General features: G+C 71.3%; 11 protein-coding genes and 1 pseudogene. 11 read left to right on the top strand and 1 reads right to left on the bottom strand.

Going from position 1 to position 11,507, the window contains the following annotated elements; all coding sequences use genetic code 11:
- Positions 1 to 721: 721 nt before the first annotated feature.
- From ACFY2B_RS10105 to ACFY2B_RS10075, 7 genes are all read left to right on the top strand, one after another.
- Positions 722 to 1,573, top strand: a complete 852-nt coding sequence (locus ACFY2B_RS10105; RefSeq protein ID WP_390762674.1) for a hypothetical protein — start codon at positions 722 to 724, stop codon at positions 1,571 to 1,573.
- 96 nt (positions 1,574 to 1,669) lie between these two features.
- The gene (locus tag ACFY2B_RS10100) at positions 1,670 to 2,614 is read left to right on the top strand and encodes a fumarylacetoacetate hydrolase family protein (RefSeq protein ID WP_390762673.1); all 945 of its coding nucleotides are present in this window, start codon (positions 1,670 to 1,672) and stop codon (positions 2,612 to 2,614) included.
- Between the two features lie 17 nt (positions 2,615 to 2,631).
- Positions 2,632 to 3,216 (top strand): NADPH-dependent FMN reductase, encoded by a 585-nt coding sequence (locus tag ACFY2B_RS10095; protein ID WP_390762672.1) that lies wholly within the window; start codon positions 2,632 to 2,634, stop codon positions 3,214 to 3,216.
- A complete protein-coding gene (locus ACFY2B_RS10090) occupies positions 3,213 to 4,829 on the top strand; it encodes a DHA2 family efflux MFS transporter permease subunit (protein ID WP_390762671.1) in 1,617 nt (538 codons plus the stop codon). The genes ACFY2B_RS10095 and ACFY2B_RS10090 overlap by 4 nt, the downstream gene beginning before the upstream one ends.
- On the top strand, positions 4,826 to 5,257 hold the full coding sequence (locus ACFY2B_RS10085) for a heme-binding protein (RefSeq protein ID WP_376535352.1): 432 nt from the start codon (positions 4,826 to 4,828) through the stop codon (positions 5,255 to 5,257). Before ACFY2B_RS10090 ends, ACFY2B_RS10085 begins: the two co-directional genes overlap by 4 nt.
- A gap of 222 nt (positions 5,258 to 5,479) precedes the next feature.
- Positions 5,480 to 7,009: an MFS transporter gene (locus tag ACFY2B_RS10080; RefSeq protein ID WP_390762670.1), complete on the top strand. Its 1,530-nt coding sequence runs from the start codon at positions 5,480 to 5,482 to the stop codon at positions 7,007 to 7,009.
- A 200-nt stretch (positions 7,010 to 7,209) separates the two neighbouring features.
- Positions 7,210 to 7,608 carry an isochorismatase family protein gene (locus ACFY2B_RS10075; RefSeq protein WP_390762669.1) on the top strand — a complete coding sequence of 133 codons (399 nt, stop codon included), beginning with the start codon at positions 7,210 to 7,212 and terminating at the stop codon, positions 7,606 to 7,608.
- On the opposite strand, the gene ACFY2B_RS10070 is transcribed toward ACFY2B_RS10075, so the two are convergent.
- Positions 7,573 to 8,586: a helix-turn-helix domain-containing protein gene (locus ACFY2B_RS10070; protein WP_390762668.1), complete on the bottom strand. Its 1,014-nt coding sequence runs from the start codon at positions 8,584 to 8,586 to the stop codon at positions 7,573 to 7,575. The two genes, ACFY2B_RS10075 and ACFY2B_RS10070, sit on opposite strands and share 36 nt — an antisense overlap.
- 357 nt (positions 8,587 to 8,943) lie before the next feature.
- Between ACFY2B_RS10070 and ACFY2B_RS10065 the strand changes: the two genes are divergently transcribed.
- The 4 genes and pseudogenes from ACFY2B_RS10065 to ACFY2B_RS10050 form a co-directional block, all read left to right on the top strand.
- On the top strand, positions 8,944 to 9,093 hold the full coding sequence (locus ACFY2B_RS10065) for a hypothetical protein (protein ID WP_390762667.1): 150 nt from the start codon (positions 8,944 to 8,946) through the stop codon (positions 9,091 to 9,093).
- A 254-nt stretch (positions 9,094 to 9,347) separates the two neighbouring features.
- On the top strand, positions 9,348 to 9,437 hold the full coding sequence (kdpF, locus tag ACFY2B_RS10060; RefSeq protein WP_009326374.1) for a K(+)-transporting ATPase subunit F: 90 nt from the start codon (positions 9,348 to 9,350) through the stop codon (positions 9,435 to 9,437).
- An 8-nt stretch (positions 9,438 to 9,445) separates the two neighbouring features.
- Positions 9,446 to 11,110 carry a potassium-transporting ATPase subunit KdpA gene (kdpA, locus tag ACFY2B_RS10055; RefSeq protein ID WP_390762666.1) on the top strand — a complete coding sequence of 555 codons (1,665 nt, stop codon included), beginning with the start codon at positions 9,446 to 9,448 and terminating at the stop codon, positions 11,108 to 11,110.
- A 32-nt stretch (positions 11,111 to 11,142) separates the two neighbouring features.
- Positions 11,143 to 11,507 (top strand): annotated as a pseudogene (locus ACFY2B_RS10050) (potassium-transporting ATPase subunit B); the annotation flags it as partial.

Here is an 11,507-nt window from a genome sequence, read left to right as displayed (position 1 = left end):
CGGGCCCGCACTCCTGGATTCCGGGCGGCTCGGCCGGGTCCGCCCACCTGAATCCGGACGGCTGAGCCCGGCCGGCCCACCCGGATTCCGGACAGTTGAGGCGGCGCGGCCGACCCACCCGGATTCCGGACAGTTGAGGCGGCGCGGCCGACCCACCCGCATCCCGTGGGACGAGCCCGGCTGCCCGCGCCGGGGCTCGTCCCACACAGCCGCTGCCGAGACGCGTTCCGGCAGCGGCTCTGCTGTGCACCGAACTTTAACCTACTTGGTAGGTTGGTGGCCAGGTGGTGGCTGGGGTGTCGGGCGCCGCGACATCGCCCCGCTCTGTCCCCGCGCCGGGCTCGGCCCCGCTGCGGAGCCCCGCGCCGCTGCGTGGCCCCACGTCATCGCGGAGTCTCATGTCGCCGTGAAGCCCCACGTCACCGGCGTCTCGGCCGTCATGGCACCTGTTCCGTCGGACGCGCCGGTGACCAGAGAGACGGTTCTCGCGAGGTCGGTGCCGGCCATCTGGGTGCTCCTTCGATTTCGATGAAAGCTCACTACCTACCTTGACACAAACCTACTAGGAAGGTTCTGTAGTTACGGCGATCGGAGGTCGTCGGACAGACGCGCCTCGGCCCGGCCGGGCGAGCGCGCATCCGGTGACCGCCGCCCGTAGTCGGACTCCGTCCCGCCCGCTCCGGGCCCGGGACGGCTGAGCACTCGAAAACGGAGGACAGCGATGAAGATCGCGCCGTACGACGAGAACGCGTTCAAGATGGACCATCCGCGGGGGACGGTGTCCTTCAACTACCTGCTGATGGGCGACCGGACCAAGCCGTTCGAGAACTACCGCTACATCCTCGGCCGCAACGAGGCCGACTTCACCATGCCGCGGCACTGCCACACGTTCGAGCAGATCCGGCTGCCCGTGATCGGCGACATGAACATCGGTGAGCAGGGCTTCCTGCGCGAGGGCGAGGTCGGCTACTTCCCGGAGGGCCAGACCTACGGGCCGCAGGACGACAAGCTGGAGGACCCCAAGCAGCTCCAGCTGGTGCTGCAGTTCGGCGGTGCCTCGGCGCTGGGCATGCAGGCCGGCCGCGGCCGCGGCCCGGACAACAAGGAGGCCCAGGCCGAGCGCCGTCCGCGCCGGGAGCAGAGGTTCCCCAAGCCGCGCTACAACGGCGTCGTCATCAGCAACCCGGACCACTTCAACTACCTGCCGGTGGCGGGCTGGCCGGGAGTCAAGCGCAAGCACATCGGCACCTACACCGAGCGGCAGTTCTGGATCGACTTCGTCAAGCTCGACGCCGGCGCCGAGTGGGTGTCGGAGAGCGCGGACGCCAAGCGGCTGACCGTGGTGCTCCAGGGCCGGGGCACGGCCGAGGGCACCGCGATCGGCTGGATGGGCGCGGTGGAGGCCGAGCCGGGGGAGAAGGTCCGCTACACCGCGACCGAGGAACTCGTGCTGTACACGGTCGGCCTGCCGCCGATCGTCCAGCCGGTCGAGCCCGACGACGACAAGTTCGTCACCGTCGTCACCGACGGCGGCATCCGCTTCGAGAACCCCAAGGACGCCGACAACGGCTGACGCACGGCTGCTCACCCGGACGATGGCTCGGGAGCGGGACCACCCCGGGCCACCGTCGGCTGCCTCGACCCCACTCATGGAAAGTCCTCGCACCCCGTGAAAATCGCCTCGCGCCGGACACCCTTCGGCGACCGCCTCTGCTTCGCCGATGTCGTACCCGGCCACCTCGTCGACATCCAGGCCGCCTCGGTCCGCCGGGCGGAGACAGCCGGTGTCCACCGGGACGACGCCCTGGCCCGCTCCCGGCACGTCGTCCTCGGCGACCTGCCCGCGCTGCTCCAGGCCGACCCGGACCTCGGTGAGATCCGCCGGGTGCACGACTGGGCCGTCGACCACGCCGGCACCGGTGAACTCGACGCCGACTGCCTGTGGTCCGACGAGCCCGGACGGCTCGGCACCCCGCTCGGGCGACCACGCACCGTCTGGCTCATGCTCGCCAACTTCCCACGCGGCGCCCGGCCCGGCGCGCAGCAGCCGCCGCGGGGCGAGCGCCCCACCATGCGGGGCTGCCTGAAGTCGGTGAGCGCCCTGGCCGGCCCCCGCGACGACCTGCTCCACCCGGCGATCAGCAGCAAGGTCGACCCGGAGGTGGAACTCGGCGTGGTGGTGGGCCGCCGCTCCCGCCACCTCGCCCAGGCCGACGCCCTGAACGCCGTGGCCGGTTACGTGCTGTTCTGCGACTCCGGTTCGCGGGACGTGTCCGAACTGGACGGCGGCCGCATGGACCGCGCCAAGGGCTTCGACACCTACGGCATCACCGGCCCCTGGTTCGTCACCCCTGACGAGATCGCCGACCCCCACGACCTGCCCATCCGGCAGTGGGTCAACGGCGAGTCGCGCCAGGAGGGCAGCACCGCCCAGATGTTCCACACCATCCCCGAGCAACTGGCCTGGCTCACCGAGGCGATCACCCTGGCGCCGGGCGACGTGCTGTCCACCGGCACCCCGTCGGGCCACGGGACCGTCGAGCCGGGCGACATCGTCCGCGGCGAGATCGAGGGGCTCGGAGTCATCGAGAACAAAGTCGTCCTCGACGACTGAGACACGGAGGGTCAGCAGTGACGCGACCGCAGCTTCAGATCATCGTCGGCAGCACCCGGCCCGGCCGCCGCGGCCTGCCCATCGCCACCTGGTTCCACGACCTGGCGGTCAGGCACGCCGGATTCGACGCCCGCCTCGTCGACCTCGCCGAGGTCGGGCTGCCGCTCCTCGACGAGCCGCGTCCGCCGCAGCGCGGCCGGTACGAGCACGACCACACCCGCCGCTGGAGCGAGACCGTGCGCACCGGCGACGCGTACGTCTTCGTGGTGCCCGAGTACAACCACAGCTACAACGCGGCCACCAAGAACGCCCTCGACTACCTCGCCCGCGAATGGGCCGGCAAGCCGGTCGCGTTCGTCGGGTACGGCGGGGTCGCGGCAGGCGCCCGCGCCGTGCAGGCGCTGCTGCCCGTGGTGGCCTCACTCGGCATGGTGCCGCTCTCCGGCAGCGTGCACATCCCCTTCGTACGGACGTCGATCACCCCCGAGGGCCGGTTCGAGTCCGCTCCCGGTCTCGACGAGAACGCCACCGGAGTGATCGACGAACTGCTGCGGCTGACGACGTCACTCGGAGCGGCCCGGACCACCCCACCGGTCGGATGAGCGCGCACCCGGCCACGGAGTCCGCGGGCGAGCCGCCCGAGGACGCACGCGGCCCGCGGATCGCCGTCAGCCAGCAGGTGGCCGTCGGGGTCGTGTACGTGGCCGGGCTGTTCCTGAGCACGCTCGACATGACCATCGTCAACGTCGCCCTGCCCACCATCGGCCGCGCCTTCGACGTCCCCGCCACGGCCGTCGACACCGTCTCCATCTCCTACCTGGTCAGCCTCGCCGTCTTCGTCCCCGTCTCCGGCTGGCTCGGCGACCGCTTCGGCGGCAAACGCACCCTGCTGACCGCCGTCGCCCTGTTCACCCTCGGCTCCGCACTGTGCGGCACGGCCACCGGCCTCGGCCAACTGGTCACCTTCCGGGTCCTGCAAGGCATCGGCGGCGGCATGCTCGCCTCCGTCGGCATGGCGATGCTGCTGCGCACCTTCCCGCCCGAGGAACGGGTGCGCGCCTCCGCCGTACTCAGCATCGCCAACGGCCTCGCCCCCACCATGGGCCCGGTACTCGGCGGCATCCTGGTGACCCACGTCTCCTGGCGGGCCATCTTCTACGTCAACGTCCCCATCGGCGTCCTCGCCGTCCTCTTCGGCCTGCTCTGCCTGCGCAACGAACCGGCCAGGCCCGCCGAGCGGTTCGACCTCGGCGGCTTCCTGCTCGCCGCGTCCGGCTTCGGACTCCTCATGTACGGCATCTCCGAAGGGCCCGAACAGGGCTGGGGCACCGCGCCCGTGGCCGCCGCCCTCGGCTGCGGCGCCGTCCTGGCCGCCGGGCTGACGGCCGTCGAACTGCGCAAGCGGTCACCGATGCTCGACCTGCGGCTGCTGCGGGACCGGCTGTTCGCCGCCGGCACCACCGTGCTGACCGTGCAGACGGTGACCTTCCTCGGCGCCCTGTTCACCCTCACCCTCTACCTCCAGGACGCACGGGGCATGACCCCGATGGCCGCCGGCCTCACCACCTTCCCCGAGGCCGTCGGCGTGGTCACCGGCTCACAACTCGCCAGCCGGGTGCTCTACCGCAGGCTCCGTCCCCGCCGGCACCTGATGCTCGGCACGGGCGCCACCTGTGTGGTCATCGCCGCGATGGGGCTGCTGCTGCGCGCCGGCACCGGCCGGTGGCTGATCGTGCTCCTGCTGTTCGGCATGGGGCTCGCCGTCGGACAGGTCTTCGTCGGCACCCAGTCCGCGTCCTTCGCGACGGTGTCGTCCTGGTCCTCCGGCCGGGCCTCGACCCTCTTCAACGTCGGCCGCAGGCTCGGCGGCGCCGCCGGAGTCGCCCTCGCCACCACCGTCCTGGTGACCGCGGGCACCACGGGCCCGCACCCCTCCCCGTGCGTGTCCGGCTACCACGCCGCCTTCCTCACCCTCGCCGCCGTCAACCTCCTCGGCCTGTACGCGGCCACCCGCGTCAGCGACGAGGACGCGGCGAGCACGATCCCCCCTTCCCCGAGCGGCACCCGCCAGAACGGACCCGACGACCAGGCCGACAACACACCGGACCAGGAACACGAACAAGCAGACGCACAAGCAGACGAACAAGAACCCGGCAACGAACCCGGCAACGAACCCGACAAGAAACCCAAGAAGGAGAAGGAGTCTCAACGATGAGCACACTGACCCTGAGCCAGGCGTCCGAGATCGTGGACGCGGCCCTCAGCCAGGCCCGCGAACTGGGCCTGCGCCCGCTGGCCGTCACCGTCCTCGACCCCGGCGGCCACCCGCTGGTGGTCAAGCGTGAGGAGACCGCGGGCATCCTGCGCCCGCAGATCGCCCACGCCAAGGCATGGGGCTGCCTCGGCACCGGCCAGGGCGGCGCCGCCGGTGCCCGCCACGCGACGCGCGACCCCGCGTTCTTCGCCGCCCTGGCGGCCATCTCCGAGGGCCGGATCGCCGCCTCCAAGGGCGGCGTGCTGATCCGCGACGCGGACGGCGTGCTCCTCGGCGCGGTCGGCGTCAGCGGCGACCGCCCCGACAACGACGAGGCCGTCGCGGTCTTCGGCGTGCAGAAGGCGGGCCTCACCGCCGACGCCGGCTGACGACCCCCGCCACCTCGGCGCCCGCACTCCCGGCCACCGGCCCGGGAGCCACGGCACAGGGGCCGGGACCGCAGCCCGTGCGGGTCCCGGCCCCTATCGGAAACGGATGCAGCTCCCCCAGCAAGAGCCGCATTCCCCGGGGGCCGCACACCTCGCGTGACAGCCGCCCCACGGCATCGAACTCCCTCTGAAGATGGCCGACGGGAAACACAGAGGTACACCATGGCAAAGACGCCGGAAGACCTCGGCACACCAGCTGAAACACCCGGGAACAAGGGACGTCCCGGTACCCCCGAATCCGCCCGGCTCAGCAGCAGGCACCGTGCTCAGGCCCTGGCCGTGTGCATCGCCGCCGCCTTTCTGACCCTCCTCGACGTGAGCATCGTGACGGTGGCGCTGCCCTCCATGGAGCACCATCTGCACCTGTCGTCCTCGCAGGCGACCTGGTCCGTCGCCGGTTACACCCTGACCTTCGGGCTCGTCCTGGTCCCGAGCGGCCGGCTGGGCGACGAGTTCGGCCGTAAGAAGATCTTCCTCATCGGCATGGTGCTGTTCACCATCACCGGCGTGCTGTGCGGGGTCGCGCCCGACGCCACCTGGCTCGTCGCCGCGCGCCTGGCCCGGGGCGTCGCGGCCGGCCTGGTCGCACCCCAGGTGGTCGGGCTGCTGCACCAGATGTACCAGCGGCGGGAACGCGGCCGCGCCTTCGGCTACTACGGCGCGAGCGTCAGCCTCTCCACCGCCATCGGCCCGCTCCTGGGCGGCATCATCCTGCGGAACGTCGGTGACGCGGAAGGCTGGCGCTGGATCTTCTTCGTGTTCATCCCGCTCGACGTGGTGGCACTGCTGCTGGCCGCACGCCTGCTGCCCGAGGGCCGGCGCGGCGCCCAGCGCCGCGGACTCGACCTGGTCGGCACCGTGGTGCTCGGCCTGGGCGTCACCGGCGTGATGCTGCCGCTGCTGCAGAGCGGGGCGTGGGCCGAGCGCCGCTGGTGGCTCGCGGCCTGCGGGATCGCCCTGCTGGCCGTCTTCGTCCGGTGGGAACGCTCCGTCACCCTCCGGGAACGGCAGCCCCTGGTCGACCTCGCGCTGTTCCGCGAGCGCACCTACTGGGTCGGCACCCTCGTCGCCGGAGCGCTCTACGGCGGATTCACCGGCATCTTCATCGTCGTGGCCCAGTTCCTCCAGCAGGGCCTGCACTACTCACCGCTCAAGGCGTCCCTGTGCACGGTGCTCTTCACGGTCGGCTCCGCGGCCTGCGGCGTCGTCACCGGCCGTCTCGTGCACCGCATCGGCCGCCCGCTGGTCGTCATCGGCACCGCCATGACCGCCGCCGGGCTCGCGGTGACCGCCCTGGTGGTCGGCGCTTCCGGCCCGGGGGACAACATGTTCCTGCGGATGGCCCTGCCGCTGTTCGTGGCCGGCTGCGGCGCCGGGTTCGTCATCGCGGCCAACCAGACGCTCGCCCTGCAAGGGGTGCCGCGCCGGGACGGCAGCACCGCGGCGGGTGTCTACCAGACCGGCATGAAGATCGGCACCTCGCTGGGTACGGCACTGGCCAGTTCCCTGTACTTCAGCAAACTCCTCGCCACGCACGGCGACTTCGCCACCGCCGCGCGCGCGGGTCTGCTGGGCGCGGCGGCCGTCGCCGCCGTCGCCTTCGTGGTGGCCCTGCCCGGCCTGACCATCCCCGGCCGGCAGGACGCGACACCGCGGGTGCCCGTCCTGGAGGAGGCCGAGTCCGTCAGGTGAGCCGGGCGACCGGAGGGCGCCCGCACCCCGGGCGCCCCCCGGCGCGGGGCCACCTCCGCGCGGGCCCTCCGGGTCCGCGGGGTCACCCCGGTCGAGGCCCTGGTCGTCGTCGACATGCAGCAGGGTTTCCTCACCGGCGAGGCGGCCGTCTCGTCCGCACCGTCTCCGGCCTGCTGCTCCGGGCCCGTCGCGCCCGCGCCGTGGTGATCCACCTCCAGAACGACGGTCCGGCAGGCGCCGTCGACGAGCCGGGCCGCCCCGGCCGGCAGCTGTGTCTCACGGCGCCGGACGAGGCCGTGATCCGCAAGACCGAAGACGACGGCTTCGCGGGAACGCCGCTCGGCGCCCTGCTGGAGCGCCGCCGCGTCCGCCGTATCGCCGTCGTCGGCCTGCTCTCCGAGATGTGCGTGAGCGCCTCCGTCCGCACCGCGCTCGCCCGTGGCCTCTCGGTCGTCCTGCCCCGGGACGCCCGCTCCACCTACCGGCTCGACGAGATCCCCGCCCACGTGGTCGCGCGGGTCGCCGAACACGCCCTCGGCGACGAGGTGGAACTCGCGGGTGCATTAGCGGTCGTGGACTTCGCCGCGCCCCCCTGCTGACCGCGGCGCCTGGCTGATCGCCCGGTACTCGCTCGGCGTCAGACCGACGGAGGTGCGGAAGGCACGGGTGAAGTCGGACGGCGCCAGGTATCCCCAGCGCGCGCCGATGACCGCGACGGGGACCGTGCGCTGCGCCGGGTCCGCCAGATCCCGCCGGCAGCGGGCGATGCGCTGCTGCCGTACGAACTCACCGACCGTCGTGCCGTGTTGCTGGAAGATGCGGTGCAGATAGCGGGTCGAGATGAAGTGCGCCGCGGCCACCGTGCCCGGCTTCAGACCGGGGTCGTGCAGATGAGCGGCGATGAAGGCGCCGATCTGCTGGAACAGCGCGCCCTGCCGGGACTCGGCCGGGAGCAGCGCCTGCCGGTCGCTGTGGTGGGCGAGCAGGGCCGCGGCGAGATCGACCGCGGTGGTGCCGAGCCGGGCGGTGTCAGCCGGAGTGAGATCGCCGTGCGTCTCCACCAGGCCGGTGAGCATCAGGCCGAGCAGCCGCCCGACGCCCGACCCCGAGTCCAGCGCCGTACCGCACAGCGGCGCCACGTCCTTCTCCGGCAGGGGCAGGAGCGTCCTGGGGAACTGGAGCAGGACGGTCCGGGTACCGGAGGACTGCGGGCCCGAGACGGCGGTGAACGGCCGCGAACTGTCGTACAGCACCAGTTCGCCGGGACCGAGCGCGGCGCTCGACCGGGCCTGCTCGATCCGCTGGTGTCCGGCCACGGTCAGCCCGAGCTGGTACTGCTCAGGATCGGACTGCCGGATCAGCCGGGCGGTCCGTCGGGACGACAGCGGCGTGTAGGACATGACCGACAACTGGACCGGACCGAGCGCCAGCGTCTGGATCTGGGCGCTCACCTGATCGGGTTCGTGGACCAGGAAGCGGATCAGGGTGTTCACCAGCGCGAGGCCCGTGACCTCGGCCCACGCCGCGGTCCGCTCGGCGGGCCGCAGACGGGCGGTGTCCAGCACTGTGGTGAGCATTCCCCTCCCCCGGTGATGCCGCATGGGAGCGTACGCCGGGAGCGGCCTCGCCCGCCACGGGGGTACCCGATGCCCGGCGGTCCGCGGACAGTGCGCTGTACGCCAAGCCGAGTGCACTCCTGGCCGATGAGGCGACCGGTGCCCGGATGCCAGGCTGGGCGCGGCACGGGGGCGCGGCACGGGGGCCGCGAGCCGGGCGGCGCGGTCGCTTCCGCGCCGCCCTCACCTGCCGGTGTGCCGACCGTGTCGTCGGCTGTGTCGCAGGCCGGGCCGTCCGCCGTGCCGTCCACCCGGCCGCGTCAAGACGGTGTCAGGACCGACGCGTTCCGCGCGCACACCGCCCGCGGTGGCCTTCCGGTGCCCACGAAGCCCGCTCGCCCGGACGACGGCCCGCCGTACGCCATCGCCCTGGATGCCGGCCGCGGGGTCCGCCGCCGGGCAGCGCTCGCCTTCGCCCAGGTCTGCGCGCCGTACGCCGGATCACGCCGGACCGTCCGATCGCTGTGAGGCAGGTCACCGACAGTCATGGCGGACCGGCCACCGGCGGCCGGCGGCCGTAAGAGGCCCGTCAAAGCCGAGCGGGCTGCCGTATGAGAGCTGTCAACGCGCGACCGGAACCGGCCACTCAGGCGTTTTCCTCGAACGGTCCGATTCAACCGAACCTCATTCCAGGAGTTCGCGATGGCCGATGTGGCCTTCGTCGTCACCACGATCGCGCTGTTCGCGCTGGTGGCCCTTGTCGCCAGGGGGGTGGCGAAGCTGTGACCGCTGAGAACGTCGTAGGTCTGGTGGTGGCCGTTGCCCTGCTGGGTTATCTCGTCCTCGCCCTGATCTTCCCGGAGAGGTTCTGAGAACAGACATGGGTCCGGTACTCGCGGGCGTGCTCCAGCTGCTCGCCCTCATCGGCGCGCTGGCGCTCGTCTACATCCCCGTCGGCAACTACATGGCCCGGGTCTACTCCTCCGACCGGCATCTGCGCGTGGAGAAGTGGATCTACAAGGGCATAGGCGCGAACCCGAACGCCGAGATGACCTGGCCCGCGTATCTGCGCGGTGTCCTCGCCTTCTCGGCGATCAGCGTCTTCTTCCTCTATCTGCTGCAACGGCTCCAGGGCATCCTGCCCGGTTCGCTCGGCTTCTCCTCGGTCAACCCGGCGCAGTCGTTCGACACGGCCGTGTCGTTCGTGACCAACACGAACTGGCAGTCGTACTACGGCGAACAGACCATGGGTCACGTCGTGCAGAGCGCTGGTCTCGCCGTGCAGAACTTCCTCTCCGCGGCGGTCGGCATGGCCGTCGCGGTCGCGCTGGTGCGCGGCTTCGTGCGCTCGCGCACGGGTGAACTCGGCAACTTCTGGACCGACCTGGTGCGCGGCACGCTGCGGATCCTGGTGCCGATGGCCGCCGTCGCCGCGGTGATCCTCGTCGCCTGCGGTGCGATCCAGAACTTCTCCGGCATCCACGAGGTCGGACAGTTCATGGGCGGGTCGCAGCAGTGGAACGGCGGCGCGGTCGCCTCCCAGGAGGCGATCAAGGAACTGGGTACGAACGGCGGTGGCTACTTCAACGCCAACTCGGCTCACCCGTTCGAGAACCCCAGCCCGTTCTCGAACCTCTTCGAGGTCTTCCTGATCCTCATCATCCCGTTCTGCCTCACCCGCACGTTCGGAGTGCTGGTCGGCTCGGTGAAGCAGGGTTACGCCATCCTCGCCACGATGTTCACCATCTGGCTGGGCTTCGTCGCCCTGATGATGTGGACCGAGTTCGCCCACCACGGCCCGGCGCTCCAGGCCGCGGGCGGGGCGATGGAGGGCAAGGAGGTCCGCTTCGGCATCGGCGGCTCGTCGATCTTCGCGGTGTCCACGACGCTCACCTCGACCGGCGCGGTGGACTCCTTCCACTCCTCGTTCACCGGACTGGGCGGCGGCATCACGATGCTGAGCATGATGCTCGGCGAGATCGCGCCCGGCGGCACCGGCTCCGGCCTCTACGGCATCCTGATCATGGCGATCATCGCGGTGTTCATCGCCGGTCTGATGGTCGGCCGGACACCCGAGTACCTGGGCAAGAAGATCGGTTCGCGGGAGATCAAGCTCGCCGCCTGCTACATCCTGATCACCCCGGCACTGGTCCTGGTCCTCACCGCGATCTCCATGGCGCTGCCGACCCCGCCGCACTCGATGCTCAACTCCGGTGCGCACGGGTTCTCCGAGGTGCTGTACGCCTTCACGTCGGCGGCGAACAACAACGGTTCGGCGTTCGCGGGGCTGAACGCGAATACGGACTGGTTCAACACCATGACGGGTGTCGCGATGCTGCTGGGCCGCTTCCTGCCCATGATCTTCGTCCTCGCCCTGGCCGGCTCGCTCGCCGAGCAGAAGCCCGTGCCGGTCACCGCCGGCACCCTGCGCACCGAGAAGCCGCTGTTCACCGGCCTGCTGGTCGGCGCAATCCTGATCATCACCGGCCTCACCTACTTCCCCGCCCTCGCGCTGGGTCCGCTCGCCGAAGGGCTGGCGTCGTGATGGCCACTCGTACACAGAAGTCAGAGGACTCCATGTCCACAGCCACTCCCACCAGGGCGCCGCACAGCGACGTACCCACCGGGCACAAGTCCGCCGAGGGCCGTGTCGGAGCGGGCCTCTTCGACCCCAAGCAACTGCTCAAATCGCTGCCGGAGGCGTTCCGCAAGCTCGACCCGCGGGTGATGATCAAGTCGCCCGTGATGTTCGTGGTGTGGATCGGCTCCCTGCTGACCACGGTCTTCTCCTTCAAGGACCCGGGTGACTGGTTCGGCTGGGCGATCAGTGCCTGGCTGTGGCTGACCGTGGTCTTCGCGAACCTGGCGGAGGCGGTCGCGGAGGGCCGTGGCAAGGCGCAGGCGGACACGCTGCGCAAGGCCAAGACGGACACCGTGGCCCG

This window comes from Streptomyces sp. NPDC001270, assembly GCF_042896695.1.
GTDB lineage: Bacteria > Actinomycetota > Actinomycetes > Streptomycetales > Streptomycetaceae > Streptomyces.
The sequence above is the reverse complement of the archived record's forward strand: the minus strand, read 5'-3'. Positions and strand labels throughout refer to the sequence as shown.

Excerpts from the sequence above, each read along its gene's own strand:
- ACFY2B_RS10105 (WP_390762674.1), top strand. The coding sequence starts at position 722 with ATGAAGATCGCGCCGTACGACGAGAACGCGTTCAAGATGGACCATCCG.
- ACFY2B_RS10090 (WP_390762671.1), top strand. The coding sequence starts at position 3,213 with ATGAGCGCGCACCCGGCCACGGAGTCCGCGGGCGAGCCGCCCGAGGAC.
- ACFY2B_RS10085 (WP_376535352.1), top strand. The coding sequence starts at position 4,826 with ATGAGCACACTGACCCTGAGCCAGGCGTCCGAGATCGTGGACGCGGCC.
- ACFY2B_RS10080 (WP_390762670.1), top strand. The coding sequence starts at position 5,480 with ATGGCAAAGACGCCGGAAGACCTCGGCACACCAGCTGAAACACCCGGG.
- ACFY2B_RS10070 (WP_390762668.1), bottom strand. The coding sequence starts at position 8,586 with ATGCTCACCACAGTGCTGGACACCGCCCGTCTGCGGCCCGCCGAGCGG.
- kdpA (WP_390762666.1), top strand. The coding sequence starts at position 9,446 with ATGGGTCCGGTACTCGCGGGCGTGCTCCAGCTGCTCGCCCTCATCGGC.